This window comes from Amnibacterium sp., from assembly GCF_051956055.1.
GTDB lineage: Bacteria > Actinomycetota > Actinomycetes > Actinomycetales > Microbacteriaceae > Amnibacterium.
This window is the reverse complement of sequence record NZ_JBQCGC010000028.1, coordinates 25,849-41,411: the sequence shown is the minus strand read 5'-3', so window position 1 is coordinate 41,411 and position 15,563 is coordinate 25,849. Positions and strand designations below refer to the sequence as shown.

Here is a 15,563-nt window from a genome sequence, read left to right as displayed (position 1 = left end):
GTCTCCTCGAGATCGAGCAGCGCCTGCGCGCGGTCCTCGATGCGCGGCGGGTACACCCCGAGCCGTCTGAGCTCCAGCAGGTGCTCCCGCTCCGCCTCCACGACGGCCAGCCGGAGGCGCCGGAACAGCCGGTGCGGCGTGGCCTCGAGCGGCAGCCCCTCGCTGTGGCCCCGCTCCCACGCGGCCTCGGCCCGCAGGTAGGAGGTCTGCCGCACGCGCTCGATGATCTCCGGGTCCACGTCGGTCATGCCCGCGACGGAGGAGCCGGGGTCGTCGAGCACGGCGAGGCCGTGGAAGCTCAGCTCGTCGAGCAGCGCGGCGAGCTGGCGCTGGTCGGCCGCCTCGTCGATCCCGTCGATGCGCAGCACGCGGATGAGCGCGGGCAGCGTCGCCCCCTGCAGCAGCAGGCTGGCGACGGCGACGATGAAGGCGATCAGCACGAGCTGCGGTCGGTAGGGGACCTGGCTCGGCAGCGACTGCGCCGCCGCGAGCGTCACCACGCCGCGCATGCCGCTCCACCCGAGCACCACCCCGCTGCGCCAGTCCAGGGTCTGGCTGCGCAGCTGCTCGAGGTCCGCGCGGCGCCGGGCGTACCGCCGTCGGAGGAGCGTGATCCTGCGGCGCACCCTGCCGTGCGTCGACTGGGTCAGCCGATGCTGGAGGAAGAGCAGCGCGCGGAGCGTCGACGCCTCGGCGTGCTGCTCCCGAAGCCGGAGCAGCAGGATCAGCGGCCCCACCCAGAGGAAGCGCAGCGCGATGAGCAGCGCGGTGGCGAGCAGCCCGATGACGACCGTCTCCTCGAGGGACATCGAGGGGTCGGCGTTCACCGCCTCCACGAGCCTGCGCACCTGCAGGCCGACGAGCAGGAAGACCGCGTTCTCCAGGATGAACTGGATGGTGCTCCAGTTGATCCGGTCGCTGGTCCGCGTGACGACCGAGAAGGAGCCCGGGTTGGCGTAGCCCGTGTAGAGCCCCGACACCACGACGGCGAGGACACCGGAGGCGCCGGCGGCCTGCGCGGGCGCGAAGGCGAGGAAGGGGACCGCGAGTGAGATCGCTGTCGCGAGCACCGGGTCCTCGAGGCGCGAGCGGACGGCGACGGTGACGAACCCGACGAGGAGCCCGATCCCCACGGCGACCACGACGGCGAAGCCGAAGTCGCCCGCGATCATCAGCGGGTCGCCCTGCTGGGTGCCGATCGCGATCGCGCTCGCGGTGCTGAACAGCACCAGCGCCGTCGCGTCGTTGACGAGCCCCTCGCCCTCGAGCACCGTGAGGATCCTCGGAGGCAGGCCGAGGCGCCGGCCGACGGCGGTGGCGGCGACCGCGTCGGGAGGGCTGAGCACCGCGCCGAGCGCGATGCCGGCCGCGAGGTTGAGGTGGGTGAGCACGTCGTACAGCGCGAACCCCGTGCCGAAGGCCGTCACGACGACGAGGACCACGGACAGGCTGACGATCGTGCCGATGTTGCGGCGGAAGTCGACGAAGGGCAGCCGGATGGCCGCCGCGTAGAGGATCGGCGGCAGCAGCAGGTCGAGCACGAACGCCGGCTGGACCTCGATGGCGGGCAGTCCGGGTAGGTAGGAGAGCCCGACGCCCACGAGGACCAGGAGGATCGGCGCCGCGATGCCGAGGCGGCGCGCGAAGGCGGCGACGGTGACGATCACGGCGATCGCGACCACGCCGACGACCTCGTAGAGGGGGACGACCTCGTGGAGGGGGAGGTCGTGCAGGACGGCCTTCACACCACCAACCTACCGGGGGCACCTCCGCGCGCTCAGGCGGGGACGATCGCCGTGAGCCGGTCCAGCACCTCCTGCTCGACCTCGAGCAGGGTGCGCTCCTCGCCCTCCGCGATCCACTGCGTGAAGGCCGTGTGGAACACCACGACGCCCGTCTCGGCGGCGAGCCGGGCGTCCGGGTCCTGCACGCCGCGGTCGCGCAGCGCCCCGGCGATCGCCTCACCCAGCGCGGCGCGCTTGAGGGACTCGCGTTCGAGCAGCGCCGGATTCGCGTCGATGACCCGCTGCCGCTTGCGCGACCACGGACGGCGCTCGGGCGCGAAGAACCCCGCCGCGGCGGTGAGCGCGGCCCGCACGTAGTCGAACGCGCCGAGCCCATCCGGGGCGTTCAGCACGCCGTCGACGAAGGTCGCCCGGTACTCCGCGCCGCCGGCGAAGAGCACCTCGCGCTTGTCGGCGAAGTGCCGGAAGAAGGTGCGCTCGGTGAGGCCCGCCGCAGCCGCGATGTCCTGGACCGTCGTCTGCTCGTAGCCACCCTCGACGAACAAGTCGAGGGCGGCGACCTGCAGCCGCTCCTTCGCCCCCGGCTCCCAGCGCACCATGCGGCCAAGCGTACTCACGACAGTCCCTGACATCAGGCGTATGGTGATGGCAGTTCCTGACATGGACTGGAGAAGGAGAACTCATGCGCGTGTTCCTCACCGGAGCATCCGGATGGATCGGATCGGCCGCCGTCGACGCCCTGCTCGAGCGGGGGCACGAGGTCGTCGGCCTCGCGCGGTCGGAGGCCGCTGCGGCGTCGATCGAGGCGAAGGGCGCCACCGCGCGCCGCGGCGACCTCGACGACCTCGCTGCGCTGCGGGCCGCGGCCATCGAGGCGGATGCGGTCGTGCATCTCGCCAACAAGCACGACTGGAGCGACCCGGTCGGCACGGCCCGCGCCGAGCGCGCCGCGGTCGAGACGTTCGCGGAGGCGCTGTCGGGCACCGGGAAGCCGTTCCTGCTCGCGTCGGGCGTCGCGGGGCTCGCCGCGGACCGTCCGGCGACGGAGTCCGACCGCTCCCCCTTCCGGGGGCCCGAGTCGCCGCGGGGCGGTACCGAGAACCTCGCGCTCGACGCGGTGCCGGAGCTGGCCGCCGTGAGCCTCCGCTTCGCGCCGACGGTCCACGGCACAGGCGACCACGGCTTCATCGCGGTCATCGCGCAGGCCGCGCGCGAGCACGGCTTCGCCGGGACGATCGGGGACGGGACCAACGCCTGGGCGGCGGTCCACGTCTCGGACGCAGGCCGGGCCGTGGCGCTGGGGCTGGAACGGGCTCCCGCCGGCACCGCGCTGCACATCGTCGCCGAGCTCGGCGTGCCGACCGCCGAGGTCGCCGCGGCGATCGGGCGAGGGCTCGGTGTGCCGGTCCGGCAGGTCGCACCGGAGGACGCCGAGTCGGCGTTCGGCTGGATCGGCCGCTTCTGGGGCCTCGACATGCGCGCGGAGAGCGCGGCGACGCAGCGCCTGCTCGGCTGGACGCCGACGGGGCCGACCCTGCTCGACGACCTGGCGTCCGGCGCGTACACCTCCTGACCGCTCCGGAGGCCCCACGCGGCTGTCGGGGCGGTGCGCGCCGCCCCGACAGCCGCGGAGGGCCCCCGCAGCGTGCATGGCGGCTTCGGGCCTGCCCGTAGGGTCGGAGCATGACCGAGGACGAGGCCGCCGAGCTCCAGTCGCTGCGGGCCAGCATCGACAACATCGACGCGGCGCTCGTGCACCTGCTCGCCGAGCGCTTCAAGTGCACGCAGCGGGTCGGGCACCTGAAGGCGACGGCGGGGCTGCCGCCCGCGGATCCGGCGAGGGAGCGCGAGCAGATCGACCGCCTCCGCGCCCTCGCGGAGGAGTCCCACCTGGACCCGGCGTTCGCGGAGGCGTTCCTCGCGTTCATCGTCGCCGAGGTGATCCATCACCACGAGCGCATCGCGGAGGACGCCGCCCGGCGCTGACGCCCTTGCGGGTCGCGTCCTCATCGGTATTATTCCAGGTGGAATAATCGACGTGGAGGATGTGTGGCGCTCTCGACGCTCGCGGTCGCCGCGCTCGGGTTGCTGACCGAGCGGGCGATGCATCCCTACGAGATGTTCCAGCTGCTCATCGCGCGGGGCGACGACCAACGGGTCAAGGTGCGGCCGGGCACGCTCTACCACACGGTCGATCGCCTCCGAGAGCGGGGGCTCGTCCGCGCGACCGGCACGGAGCGGGCCGGCAACCGCCCCGAGCGCACGACCTACGAGATCACCCAGGACGGCCGGGCCGAGCTGCAGCAGTGGGTGCGCAGCGCCGTCGCGGTGCCCCAGAACGAGTACCCGACGTTCCGCGTCGCGATCGCCGAGATGCACAACCTGCCGGCAGCGGAGGCGATCGCCCTCGTCGAGCGACGGATCGTGCAGCTCCGCGGCGACGAGGCGGCGATGACGGAGGCCCTCGAGCGCACCGCCGCCCGCTCCGTCGCCGAGCGCTTCGTCATCGACCTCGACTACGAGCGCGCGACGCTCGCGGCCGAGCGCAGCTGGCTCGAGGACCTGATCCGCCGCATCCGCGAGCGCGACATCGACTGGCCGGACCCCGCCGGGCCGGCTTCCAACACGGAAGGAACCCCTGCGTCGTGAACGACACCGACGTGAAGCCGTGGCCGGCCCTGTGGTCGCTCATCATCGGCTTCTTCATGATCCTGATCGACAGCACCATCGTGTCGGTCGCCAACCCCGCGATCCTCCGCGGCCTCCACACGGACATCGACTCCGTCATCTGGGCGACGAGCGCCTACCTGCTCGCCTTCGCCGTCCCCCTTCTGATCACCGGGCGGCTCGGCGACCGCTTCGGTCCGAAGCGGCTCTACCTCGCGGGGCTCGTGATCTTCACGCTCGCGTCGTTCTGGTGCGGGTTCGCCGGGTCGATCGGCGCGCTGATCGCGGCGCGCGCGGTGCAGGGCTTCGGCGGCTCGCTCATCTCGCCGCAGAGCATGGCGGTCATCACGCGCATCGTCCCGCCCGAGAAGCGCGGCGCGGCGCTCGGGCTCTGGGGCGCGACGGCCGGTGTGGCCACCCTGGTCGGGCCGATCGCCGGCGGCCTGCTCGTCGACGGGCTCGGCTGGGAGTGGATCTTCTTCGTGAACGTCCCGATCGGCGTGATCGGATTCGTCCTCGCGCTGCGGTTCGTCCCGAACCTGCCGACGCACCCGCATCGGTTCGACCTGCTCGGCGTCCTGCTCTCCGCGGTCGGGCTGTTCCTGCTCGTGTTCGGGCTGCAGGAGGGAGAGACCTACGACTGGGGGGTCATCGCCGGTCCGATCTCCGTCTGGGGCCTGATCGTGACGGGAGCCGTCGTGCTGGTGGCCTTCGTCGTGCAGCAGCGCTTCACGCGGCAGGAGCCGCTCGTGCCGCTCGAGCTCTTCCGGGACCGCAACTTCTCCCTGGCGAACATCGCGATCAGCGCGCTCGGCTTCACCGTGACGACCTTCTCGCTGCCGCTCGTGTTCTTCTTCCAGGTGGTCCGCGGCATGACACCGACGCAGTCCGCGCTGATGCTGGCCCCGATGGCCGTCGTCAACATCGGGCTCGCCCCGGTCGTCGGGCGGCTGGTCGATCGCGTCCACCCGCGCCTGCTCGCCGTGTCGGGGCTCGTGCTCTTCAGCGTGGCGACGTTCCTGTACGCCGCGCTGCTCGACCCGGCGGTGCCGTGGGGCGTCCTCCTCCTGCCCTCCGTCGTGCTCGGGCTCGCGAACGCGCTCACCTGGTCGCCCGTCTCGAGCACCGCCACCCGCGGCCTGCCGCAGCGGCAGGCCGGCGCGGGTTCGGGCATCTACAACACGACCCGTCAGATCGGCGGCGTCATCGGCAGCGCCGCCATCGCGGTCCTCATCCAGGCGCGGCTGGCGGCGGATCTGCCAGGAGGAGAGACCGGCACCGGAGGGCTGTCCTTCGCCGGTCGCCTGCCCTCCGCGCTCCAGGCGGGCTTCACGCACGCGATGGCGCAGTCGCTGCTCCTGCCGGCGATCGTCGTCCTCGTGGGTGCGGTCGCGGTCGCGTTCTTCGTCCGACCCCGGGCAGCCGCCTGGTCGGCGCCGCAGCACCAGGCTCCGGCGGCGCCGACCGGCGTCACCTCGGGCGCCTGAGGTCCCGCCCCGGAGGTGGGAGGCCCCGACGTCCTCCCACCTCCGGAACCCGGCGGATCAGGCGCCGACGCGCGGCCCCAGCGCCGCGGGCAGCGTGCCCTCGTAGGTCTCCCGCAGCTCGGCGATCGGGATCTCGAACTCGTCCTGCACCTCGAGCACGCCGCTCTCCGCGTCGGTGACGCCGATCCGCAGCGCCGGGACGCGACGGCCGGCGCACAGCCCGACGAACTTCACGTCCTCCTCCCGCGGCACGGCGACGAGCACGCGGGCCGTGGACTCGCTGAAGAGCGCGGTCGCGGTGTCCACGCCGTCGCGCTCCTCCACGTCGCCGAGCCAGACCCTGGCGCCCACGCCGAAGCGGAGCACCCCCTCCGCGAGCGTCTGGGCGAGGCCGCCCTCGCCGAGGTCGTGCGCGGCGGAGACGAGCCCCTCCTCGGCTGCGGCGGCGAGCAGCCCGGCGAGGTCGCGCTCGGCCTCGAGCCGCGGGGCAGGGGGCCGGCCGCCCAGGTGCTCGTGCACGACACCGGCCCACGCCGAGCCGTCGAGCTCGAGTGCGGTGACGCCGAGCAGGTACAGGTTCAGGCCGTCGTCCTGCCACCCGGAGGGGATGCGTGCCGCGACGTCGTCGATCGTGCCCAGCACGCCGACGACCGGCGTCGGATGGATCGCGGTCGAGCCGGTCTGGTTGTAGAGCGACACGTTGCCGCCGGTCACGGGCACCTCGAGCGCGAGGCACGCGTCGGCCAGCCCGTCGACCGCCTCCGCGAGCTGCCACATCACCTCGGGGTTCGTCGGTGCGCCGAAGTTGAGGCAGTCGGTCACCGCGAGCGGCGTCGCCCCGGTGACGGCGACGTTGCGGTACGCCTCCGCGAGCGCGAGCTGCGCCCCGACCCGCGGGTCGAGCAGCGCGTACCGGCCGTTCGCGTCGGTGGCGATCGCCACCCCGCGGCCCGTCGTCTCGTCGACGCGGATCATGCCGCCGTCGTCGGGGAAGGACAGCGCGGTGTTGCCGAGCACGTAGCGGTCGTACTGGTCGGTGATCCAGCCGGGCGAGGCGAGGGAGGGGGAGGCGAGGACGGCGAGCAGCTGCTCGCGCAGCTCCGGGCCGTCGTTCGAACGGGCCAGCGCCGCCGCCGTATCGGCCTGCAGCGCGTCGATCCAGGCCGGGCGCTCGACGGGCCGGTCGTACACGGGGCCGTCGACGGCGACCGTCGTGGGGTCGACGTCGACGATGGTCTCGCCGCGCCAGGTGATCTCCAGGCGCCCGGTGTCGGTGACCTCGCCGAGCACGCTCGTCTCGACGTCCCACTTGCCGGTGACGGCGAGGAAGCCCTCCAGCTGCTCGGGGCGGACGATCGCCATCATCCGCTCCTGGCTCTCCGACATGAGGATCTCCTCCGCCGTGAGCGTGGGGTCGCGCAGCAGCACCGCGTCGAGGTCGACGCGCATGCCGCCGTCGCCGTTCGCGGCCAGCTCGCTCGTCGCGCAGCTGATGCCCGCGGCGCCGAGGTCCTGGATGGCCTCCACGAGACCGCCGTGGAAGAGCTCGAGGCAGCACTCGATGAGCACCTTCTCTGCGAACGGGTCGCCGACCTGCACGGCCGGTCGCTTCGTCGGGCCGCCGGCGGAGAAGGTGTCGGAGGCGAGGATGGAGGCGCCGCCGATCCCGTCGCCTCCGGTCCGCGCGCCGAACAGCACGACCTTGTTCCCGGCGCCCGTCGCGTTCGCGAGCCGCAGGTCCTCGTGCTTCAGCACCCCGACCGCGAGCGCGTTCACGAGCGGGTTGCCCTGGTACACCGGGTCGAACACCGTCTCGCCGCCGATGTTCGGCAGGCCCAGGCAGTTGCCGTAGTGGGCGATGCCCGCCACGACCCCGTGGACGACGCGCAGCGTGTCCGCCTCCGCGAGGTCCCCGAAGCGCAGCTGGTCCATCACCGCGACCGGGCGCGCGCCCATCGCGATGATGTCGCGCACGATGCCGCCGACCCCGGTCGCCGCGCCCTGGAAGGGCTCGATGTAGGAGGGGTGGTTGTGGCTCTCGACCTTGAACGTCACCGCCCAGCCGCCGCCGATGTCGACGACGCCGGCGTTCTGGCCCATGCCGACCATGAGGTGCTCGCGCATCTTCGGCGTCACCTTGTCGCCGAAGATGCGGAGGTACTTCTTGCTCGACTTGTACGAGCAGTGCTCGCTCCACATGACCGAGTACATGGCGAGCTCCCCCGACGTGGGGCGCCGGCCGAGCAGCTCCCGGATGCGCGCGTACTCGTCGTCGGTGAGCCCGAGCGCCGCATACGGCTGCTCCCGATCGGGCGTCGCCGCCGCCCGCTCGATCGAATCGACGTGTCCCGCGGGCGCCTCGCTCGTCACGTCCACCGAGCCTACGGGGCCCCGCAGCCCTCCTGTGCGGCCTCCGCCTCGCGCGGCACCCCCGCCGCGCCCCGCGGTGCCTCCACCGGCCCGCGGGAGGTCCGCCCATCCCGGAGGGGTAAGAAGGACCGCGTGACGTCGAGCGACGCCGCAAGGGAGGGACGACGATGTCCTTGAGCGCCGAGCAGCGGCACCGCACCGCGGAGGAGCTGCGCGCGAATCTGCAGCTGGCGGGCGTCACCGAGTCCCACCTGCGCGCCGACACCGACCTCGACGCGCACGAGTTCCGGGAGGCGATGCACGTCTCACCGCGGTCGCGGCCGGAGGACGTCTGGCTCCTCCGCGACCGGCTGGTGGTGCTGGTGCGCGCTGCGGGACGGCAGCCCGTGCCGTTCACGGTCCTGACCGACGAGGCGCGCGCGGCCGCGTCGCCCTGGTTCCCGCTGCCCTGATCCACCGCTCGAGGACTGCTCCACCGGCTCGAGCGGGTGGAGCAGTCGCGCGGGGGTGGACTTCGCGGGAGCGCGGGTCAGGCGGCGAGCACGGACTCCAGCGCGGAGCGGAAGACGCGGAGGCCGTCGACCCCCGAGCGCATCGCCTGGGCCGTGTCCGGGCCGAAGCCCGGCTCGACCGCGTGCTCCGGGTGCGGCATCAGGCCGACGACGTTGCCGCGCTCGTTCGCGATGCCGGCGATGTCGCCGACCGAGCCGTTCGGGTTGACGCCTACGTAGCGGAACACCACCCGACCCTCGCCCTCCAGGCGCTCGACGGTCTGCGCGTCCGCGACGAAACCGCCCTCCCCGTTCTTCAGGGGGACCACGATCTCCTCGCCCGCGGTGAAGGCGCCGGTCCACGCCGTGCCGGTGTGCTCGACGCGGAGGCGCTGATCCCGGCACACGAACGCGCCGTGATCGTTCCGCACCAGGCCGCCCGGCAGCAGGTGCGCCTCGGTGAGCATCTGGAAGCCGTTGCAGATCCCGAGGACCGGCAGACCCGCCTCCGCCGCCTGGACGACCTCCGTCATGATCGGCGAGAGGGCGGCGATCGCACCGCAGCGGAGGTAGTCGCCGTAGCTGAAGCCGCCGGGCAGCACCACGGCGTCGACGTCCTGCAGGTCGTGGTCGCCGTGCCAGAGCCGCACCGGCTCCGCACCGGCCAGCCGCACCGCACGGCGCGCGTCGCCGTCGTCGAGCGAACCGGGGAAGGTGACGACCCCGACCCTGGTCACGCGGGCACCTCCGCGTCCTGCTGCTCGTAGACGGCCACGACGTCCTCGATGACGAGGTTGGCGAGGAGGTGCTCCGCGACGTCGCGGGCGTCCGCGAGCGCGGCCTCGGTCACCGGCCCGTCGACGTGCAGCTCGAAGCGCTTGCCGACGCGCACGCCGGTGAACCCGGTCCTGCCGAGCCGCTGCAGCGCTCCAGCGACCGCCTTCCCCTGGGGGTCCAGCAGTTCGGCTTTGGGCATGACCTCGACGACGATCACCGGCACGCCGCGAGCCTACCGATCGCCTCGGGCGGCCGTGGCGCGGACCGCGTTGCGCCACGGGTCGGCGAAGACGAGCTCCCGGCCGTCGTCCTGCACGGCGATCCCCGCCGTGCGGAGCCGATCGCCGAGGGCGCCGAGCGCATCGGCGTCGGGCAGGCGCATCGCGACCTGGCCCAGGCCGAGCGCGGGCGTCCGGGGGCCCGCGCCGAGGCTCTGCCAGGTGTTCATGCCCACGTGGTGGTGGTACCCGCCCGCCGACACGAACAGCGCCTGCTCGCCGAAGCGGGCCGTCACCGCGAAGCCCACGACGTCGACGTAGAACCGCTTCGCGGTGGCGATGTCGCCCACCTTCAGGTGCACATGGCCCACCTCGGCCGTGCCGGCGGGCGGCGCCTCCTGCTGCAGGTGCTCCCGGAGGAACGCGTTCGGGTCCAGGGGCAGCGTCGCCATCCGCACCGCCCCGCCGTCCCACCGCCACTCGGCGCGGGGCCGGTCCCAGTAGAGCTCGACGCCGTTCCCCTCCGGGTCGTCGAAGTAGAACGCCTGCGAGACGAGGTGGTCGCTCGATCCGGTGAAGGACGCGGGGTACGCGGTCGCGACGGAGGCGACCGCCGCGGCGAGGGCGGACCGCGAGTCGAACAGCACGGCGGTGTGGAACAGGCCCGCTGCGGAGCGCGGTGCATGTCGCAGCGCGGCCGCGTGCCGGAGCACGAGCGACGGCACGCCGCCGCGTCCGACGACCACCTCGCCGGGTCCGGTCGCGATGACCTCGAGCCCGATCCCGTCGACGTAGTAGCGCGTCATCGCGTCGAGGTCCGCGACGTCGAGCGTCACCGCGCCCATCGCGGTCGCGGCCGCGAGCCCATCCGTCATCCCAGAAGTATGACGCATCAACAACCTCCTTCGTCGTTCAGGAGAAACGGCCGCGATCGGCGCGAATCTCCTGAACGACGAAGGGGCGTCAGGGGGAGGTGATGCGGTCGACGAGCTCGCGGTAGCGGTCGGCGGTGCGCTGCACGATCTCGTCCGGCAGGTCGGGCGGCTCGCCGTGCCCGTCCCAGTGGGCGGAGAGCCAGTCGCGGATGATCTGCTTGTCGAAGCTGACGCCCCGGCGGCCCTCCGCGTACGCGGCCGCGTCCCAGTACCGGCTCGAATCCGGCGTCAGGACCTCGTCGGCGAGCGTGAGCCGGCCAGACTCGTCGTCGCCGAACTCGAACTTCGTGTCCGCGAGGAGGACGCCCTTCGCGTCCGCGACGGCGCTCGCCCTGCGGAAGATGTCGAGCGACGTCTCCCGGAGCGCTGCGGCCGTGCCCGCCCCGACGAGCTCCACCACCCGCTCGAACGGGATGTTCTCGTCGTGCGCACCGAGCTCGGCCTTGTACGCGGGCGTGAAGATCGGCTCGGGCAGCCGGTCGCCGTCCTCGAGCCCCGCCGGCAGCGGCACCCCGCTGATGGCGCCGACCCGCCGGTACTCGGCGTAGCCGCTGCCCGTGACGACCTGGCGCACGACGCATTCCACCGGGTGCATGGAGAGCCTGCGGACGAGCATCGCCCGCTCCGCGACCTCCGGAGGCACCGCGACCTCGCCGTCGGCCAGGTGGTTCGGCACGTCGGGCAGCTGCTCGAACCACCACCGGGTGAGCCGCGTGAGCAGCGCGGCGCGGCCAGGGACGGGCCGCGAGAGCACCTGGTCGAACGCGCTGACCCGGTCGTCGGCGACGAGCAGCAGCAGGTCCTCCCGCCCATCCGGCGCGTAGAGGTCGCGGACCTTGCCCGCGGTGACGAAGGTGTAGCCCGGCAGCTTCATGCGATCCCCTCGGCGATGTCGGTCCGCAGCTGCGCGCCCGGGAACCCGATCGCCGCGACGCCCCGGTAGGCGGCCGCCCGCGCAGCGGCGACGTCCTCGCCCGTGCCGACGACGCTGAGCACCCGGCCGCCGGAGGCGACGAGCCGGTCCCCATCGAGCGCGGTCGCCGCGTGGTCGACGTGGACGCCGGGCAGTGACTCCGCCTCGTCGAGCCCCGTGAGGACCGCGCCGGTGGTCGGCTCGTCCGGGTAGCCGGCGCTCGCCAGCACCACGCCGACCGCGGCGTCCGGCAGGAACGCCGGTGCCGGCACGTCGCCGAGCGCCCCGATCGCCGCTCCGCGCAGGAGGGGGGAGAGGGGCGAGGCGAGGCGGGGGAGCACGATCTGCGTCTCGGGGTCCCCGAACCGCGCGTTGAACTCGATGACCTTGACGCTCGTGCCGTCCACCACGAGCCCGCAGTAGAGCAGGCCCTGGAACGGGGTGCCCTCCGCGGCGAGCCGAGCGATCACCGGCTCCGCGACGGTGGCCCGCACCTGCTCGACGAAGGCCGCCTCGGATCCGAACGCCGCCTGCAGCCACGGGAGGGGGGAGTAGGCGCCCATGCCGCCGGTGTTCGGCCCCACGTCGCCGTCCTGCAGGCGCTTGAAGTCCTGCGCCGGGCTGAGCGGCAGCGCGACGGTGCCGTCGCTGATGAAGAAGAGCGAGACCTCGCGCCCCCGGAGGAACTCCTCGAGCAGCACCGGTCCGGTCTCGAGCCACCGGAGCGCGTGCGCGCGGGCGGCGGCCCGGTCCTCGGTGACGAGCACGCCCTTGCCCGCGGCGAGCCCGTCGGCCTTGACCACGTAGGGGGACCCGGTGGCGTCGAGGGCCGCGTCGAGCGCGCCGGCGGTGAGCACGTCGACCGCGCGCCCGGTCGGGACGCCGGCCGCCGCCATCACGCGCTTGGCGAAGGCCTTGCTGCCCTCGAGCGCGGCGGCCGCGCGGTCGGGCCCGAACACCGGGATGCCGCGTTCCCGCAGCGCGTCCGCGACGCCCGCGACGAGCGGAGCCTCCGGGCCGATCACGACGAGCTCGGCGCCGATGCGCTCGGCGAGCGCGACGACCGAGGCGGGCTCGGTCGCGGCGACCGGCTCGAGCCGGGCGATCGCGGCGATGCCCGCGTTGCCGGGGGCGACGACGAGGTCGTGCCCGTCCTCCTCGGACGCGAGGGCGCGAGCGATCGCGTGTTCCCTCGCACCGGAGCCGATGATCAGGATCCGCACGGCGCCGAATCTACCCGTGAGGCCGCGTACCGTTCTCGTCTGTGGCGCGAGCACGGATCCAGGACGGCGAGGGCGACCAGGCGGTCACCGCCGCGGTCGCGGGGGACGCGGACCGCTCGGTGACCGCGACGGCGGTCCGGTACCTGCTGCAGGTGTTCGCGGAGCGGTACCCCGGCGGTGCGGTGGAGGTGCGGGTGCCGCCGTACGGCGCCGTCCAGTGCATCGAGGGGCTGCAGCACACCAGGGGCACGCCGCCGAACGTCGTCGAGATGGCGCCCGCCGTCTGGCTCCAGGTCGCTACCGGACGCCGCGGGTGGTCGGACGCGGTCGCCGCGGGCGCCGTGCAGGCGTCCGGATCCCGCGCCGACCTGTCCGGTCGGCTGCCCGTCTGGCGTTCGAGGGTGGCCCGATGAGCGAGCCGCAGCGTCGTCAGGTCCGGGTGCGCCGCAGCCCGAAGATCGGCGTCTTCCTCCTGCTTGGCGCCGCGCTCGGCGCCATCGCCGCGATCGTCGCGGTGAACGCGACGCCGGCGGACGCGACGATGCCGAAGGCACAGGCGATCGGGTTCCTGATCCTGATCCTGGCCCCGCTCGGTGCGCTCCTCGGCGGCGTCGTGGCCCTGGTGCTCGACCGCGTGTCCGAACGTCGCGCCCGAGTGGTCGACGCCGAGCGGACGGGTTCGGAGCGGCCGCAGGAGGCGCAGGAGCCCGCGCCCGAACCGGACGCCGTCCACCAGCCCACGGAGGACCGCTCCTCCTGAGCGCCGCTCAGCCCGCCCGGAGGAACTCGAGCGCGCGGGTGCGGAACGTGCCCGCCGTCGGGGCGTTGAAGTGGTTCCTGCCCGGGATCGCGAAGAACTCGCCCTGCGGCGCGGCGGCCGCGAGCCGCTCGGAGGCCGGGAGGATCGGGTCCAGGGCGCCGGTCGCGAACAGCACGGGCTGCTGCGGCGGGTTCGCCGGGTCGGGCTGCTCGCCCCCGCGCATCCCCGCCACGAGCGCCACGAGCGCGGTCAGGTCGTTGCCGGGGATCCCCTCCGCCATCGTCAGGTAGGCCCGCGTCAATCGGTCCCGCACCGGCTCGCCGTGCTCCACGTACGCCGTCGCCTCGTCGACCCGGAAGCGGGTCAACGGGTCACCGTCGGGGATGCCGCCGAGCACCGCGCGCGTGATCGTGCGCTCGCCGCCGAGCGCCGCGTGCCAGCCGACGCGGGCGCCGAGCGAGTAGCCGACGTACGCCGCCTCGTCGACCAGGTAGGTGTCGAGCACCGTCTGCACGTCCTGCACCAGCAGGTCCATCGAGTACGCGGCCGCGTCGTGCGGCTTCCCGCTGTCGCCGTGCCCGCGCTGGTCCAGGGCGAGCACCCGGTACCCGGCCCGGTTCAGCTCGCGCACCCACCCCGTCGCGATCCAGTTCGCGTACGCCGACGACGCGAACCCGTGCACCGCCACCACCACCGGCGCGTCCTCCTCGCCCAGGTCGTACGTCGCGATCGGCACGCCGTCGGGCGCGATCACGCGCTTCGGCCTGGCGGCGGGCGGCAGGAGGCTCACAGCGCCCGATCCTCCCTCACCGCCCGCGCTCACGCGTGGGTGTCGGCCTCGTGCTCGGTGTGCGCGGGCGGCTCGAGCTGGAACGTCGAGTGCGTGACGGAGACCGGGAAGTGCGCCGCCACGCAGTGCTGCAGCGCGTCGAGCACCGCGGGTGCCGAGCCGTCGCGGAAGCACCCGGAGTCGACGACCACGTGGGCGGACAGCACCGGCAGGGAGGAGGAGACGCGCGTGACGTGCAGGTCGTGGACGGCGAGCACGTGCTGCTGCTCGAGGAGGTGGGTGCGCAGCTCGTCGAGGTCGAGGCCCCTCGGCACGGACTCGAGCAGGACGTCCACGGCGTCCCTGAGCAGCAGCAGCGTGCGGGGCACGATGAGCGCGCCGATGACGAGCGCGGCGACGCCGTCGGCTCGGGTCCAGCCCGTCAGGGCGATCACGACGCCCGCGACGAGCACGCCGATCGAGCCGAGCGCGTCGTTCAGGACCTCGAGCCGCGCCGCGCGACTGTTCAGGTCGGCGGCGCCCGCGTGGCGGAGCACCAGGAAGGAGGCCGCGTTGCCCGCCAGTCCGATGACGCCGAAGACGAGCAGCGCCGGACCGGGGACCTCCGCCGGTGCGACGAAGCGCTGCACGGCCTCGACGGCCACGAACAGCCCGACGCCGAGCAGGACGGCGGCCTGCGCGGCCGCGCCGAGCACCTCCGCCCTGGCCCAGCCGTAGGTGCGCCGCGGTGTCGCGGCGCGTCCCGCGAGCCGGGCCGCCGTGAGGGCGAGCCCCAGGCCGAGCACGTCGGTCAGCACGTGCGCGGCGTCGACGAGCAGCGCGAGGCTGCCGGTGAGGGTCGCGCCGACGACCTCCGCCACGAGCACGGCGGTCGTGATCCCGAGCACGACCGCGAGCGCCCGGACGCCGGCTCCGGCGCCGTGCGCGTGCTCGTGATCGTGCATCGCCCAAGTCTGCGGCAGCAGGACGGCGATCGGCACCGGTTCAGGAGGCGCGCCCTGCGCGCACGGAAAGACGCCGGGCAGCGTTGCGGGGGAATCGCTGCCCGGCGTCATCATCCGGGAGACCTCGGCGCGGACCCATGCGGGGGAAGTCGGGTCCTGCCGGCCCGCGCGCCCCGGGGGATGGGCGCTCGGACCTGTCGGTCATCGGGTAGTGCGACGGTGGGTACCGCCGCATAGACCATA

General features: G+C 73.7%; 17 protein-coding genes. 7 read left to right on the top strand and 10 right to left on the bottom strand.

Features of this window, described 5'->3' with window-relative positions; translation table 11 throughout:
• A partial coding sequence (locus tag ACTHLI_RS04345; RefSeq protein ID WP_440181747.1) for a cation:proton antiporter occupies positions 1-1,745 on the bottom strand: 1,745 nt, incomplete at its 3' end.
• Positions 1,746-1,777: 32 nt separating this feature from the next.
• Complete coding sequence (locus ACTHLI_RS04340) at positions 1,778-2,344, bottom strand: TetR/AcrR family transcriptional regulator (protein ID WP_440181745.1); 567 nt, start codon at positions 2,342-2,344, stop codon at positions 1,778-1,780.
• Positions 2,345-2,427: 83 nt separating this feature from the next.
• On the opposite strand from ACTHLI_RS04340, the gene ACTHLI_RS04335 reads away from it, so the two are divergent.
• The 4 genes from ACTHLI_RS04335 to ACTHLI_RS04320 all read left to right on the top strand — a co-directional run bounded on the left by ACTHLI_RS04335 (position 2,428) and on the right by ACTHLI_RS04320 (position 5,899).
• The gene (locus ACTHLI_RS04335; RefSeq protein WP_440181744.1) at positions 2,428-3,318 is read left to right on the top strand and encodes an NAD-dependent epimerase/dehydratase family protein; all 891 of its coding nucleotides are present in this window, start codon (positions 2,428-2,430) and stop codon (positions 3,316-3,318) included.
• A gap of 110 nt (positions 3,319-3,428) precedes the next feature.
• The gene (locus ACTHLI_RS04330; RefSeq protein ID WP_440181743.1) at positions 3,429-3,731 is read left to right on the top strand and encodes a chorismate mutase; all 303 of its coding nucleotides are present in this window, start codon (positions 3,429-3,431) and stop codon (positions 3,729-3,731) included.
• A gap of 63 nt (positions 3,732-3,794) precedes the next feature.
• Positions 3,795-4,394, top strand: coding sequence for a PadR family transcriptional regulator (locus ACTHLI_RS04325; RefSeq protein WP_440181742.1), 600 nt, complete (start codon positions 3,795-3,797; stop codon positions 4,392-4,394).
• Positions 4,395-4,450: 56 nt separating this feature from the next.
• The gene (locus ACTHLI_RS04320) at positions 4,451-5,899 is read left to right on the top strand and encodes a DHA2 family efflux MFS transporter permease subunit (RefSeq protein ID WP_440181748.1); all 1,449 of its coding nucleotides are present in this window, start codon (positions 4,451-4,453) and stop codon (positions 5,897-5,899) included.
• A gap of 57 nt (positions 5,900-5,956) precedes the next feature.
• Here ACTHLI_RS04320 and purL read toward each other — a convergent pair whose 3' ends face one another.
• Positions 5,957-8,269 (bottom strand): phosphoribosylformylglycinamidine synthase subunit PurL, encoded by a 2,313-nt coding sequence (purL, locus tag ACTHLI_RS04315; RefSeq protein ID WP_440181741.1) that lies wholly within the window; start codon positions 8,267-8,269, stop codon positions 5,957-5,959.
• Between the two features lie 167 nt (positions 8,270-8,436).
• On the opposite strand from purL, the gene ACTHLI_RS04310 reads away from it, so the two are divergent.
• Positions 8,437-8,721: a DUF2316 family protein gene (locus tag ACTHLI_RS04310; protein WP_440181740.1), complete on the top strand. Its 285-nt coding sequence runs from the start codon at positions 8,437-8,439 to the stop codon at positions 8,719-8,721.
• A 77-nt stretch (positions 8,722-8,798) separates the two neighbouring features.
• On the opposite strand, the gene purQ is transcribed toward ACTHLI_RS04310, so the two are convergent.
• From purQ to purD, 5 genes are all read right to left on the bottom strand, one after another.
• Positions 8,799-9,497 carry a phosphoribosylformylglycinamidine synthase subunit PurQ gene (gene purQ, locus ACTHLI_RS04305; RefSeq protein WP_440181739.1) on the bottom strand — a complete coding sequence of 233 codons (699 nt, stop codon included), beginning with the start codon at positions 9,495-9,497 and terminating at the stop codon, positions 8,799-8,801.
• Positions 9,494-9,760, bottom strand: coding sequence for a phosphoribosylformylglycinamidine synthase subunit PurS (gene purS / locus ACTHLI_RS04300; RefSeq protein WP_440181738.1), 267 nt, complete (start codon positions 9,758-9,760; stop codon positions 9,494-9,496). Before purS ends, purQ begins: the two co-directional genes overlap by 4 nt.
• A 9-nt stretch (positions 9,761-9,769) precedes the next feature.
• Entirely contained in the window at positions 9,770-10,630 is an 861-nt protein-coding gene (locus ACTHLI_RS04295; RefSeq protein WP_440181737.1) for a VOC family protein, read from the bottom strand.
• Between the two features lie 88 nt (positions 10,631-10,718).
• Positions 10,719-11,564 carry a phosphoribosylaminoimidazolesuccinocarboxamide synthase gene (locus tag ACTHLI_RS04290; protein ID WP_440181736.1) on the bottom strand — a complete coding sequence of 282 codons (846 nt, stop codon included), beginning with the start codon at positions 11,562-11,564 and terminating at the stop codon, positions 10,719-10,721.
• Positions 11,561-12,826 carry a phosphoribosylamine--glycine ligase gene (gene purD, locus ACTHLI_RS04285; protein ID WP_440181735.1) on the bottom strand — a complete coding sequence of 422 codons (1,266 nt, stop codon included), beginning with the start codon at positions 12,824-12,826 and terminating at the stop codon, positions 11,561-11,563. The genes ACTHLI_RS04290 and purD overlap by 4 nt, the downstream gene beginning before the upstream one ends.
• Positions 12,827-12,867: 41 nt before the next feature.
• Here purD and ACTHLI_RS04280 point away from each other — a divergent pair, with 41 nt between their 5' ends.
• The gene (locus ACTHLI_RS04280; RefSeq protein ID WP_440181734.1) at positions 12,868-13,239 is read left to right on the top strand and encodes a sterol carrier family protein; all 372 of its coding nucleotides are present in this window, start codon (positions 12,868-12,870) and stop codon (positions 13,237-13,239) included.
• On the top strand, positions 13,236-13,586 hold the full coding sequence (locus tag ACTHLI_RS04275; protein WP_440181733.1) for a hypothetical protein: 351 nt from the start codon (positions 13,236-13,238) through the stop codon (positions 13,584-13,586). The genes ACTHLI_RS04280 and ACTHLI_RS04275 overlap by 4 nt, the downstream gene beginning before the upstream one ends.
• 7 nt (positions 13,587-13,593) lie before the next feature.
• Here ACTHLI_RS04275 and ACTHLI_RS04270 read toward each other — a convergent pair whose 3' ends face one another.
• The gene (locus ACTHLI_RS04270) at positions 13,594-14,376 is read right to left on the bottom strand and encodes an alpha/beta fold hydrolase (protein WP_440181731.1); all 783 of its coding nucleotides are present in this window, start codon (positions 14,374-14,376) and stop codon (positions 13,594-13,596) included.
• Positions 14,377-14,405: 29 nt separating this feature from the next.
• Entirely contained in the window at positions 14,406-15,320 is a 915-nt protein-coding gene (locus ACTHLI_RS04265; protein WP_440181730.1) for a cation diffusion facilitator family transporter, read from the bottom strand.
• Between the last annotated feature and the right edge of the window lie 243 nt (positions 15,321-15,563).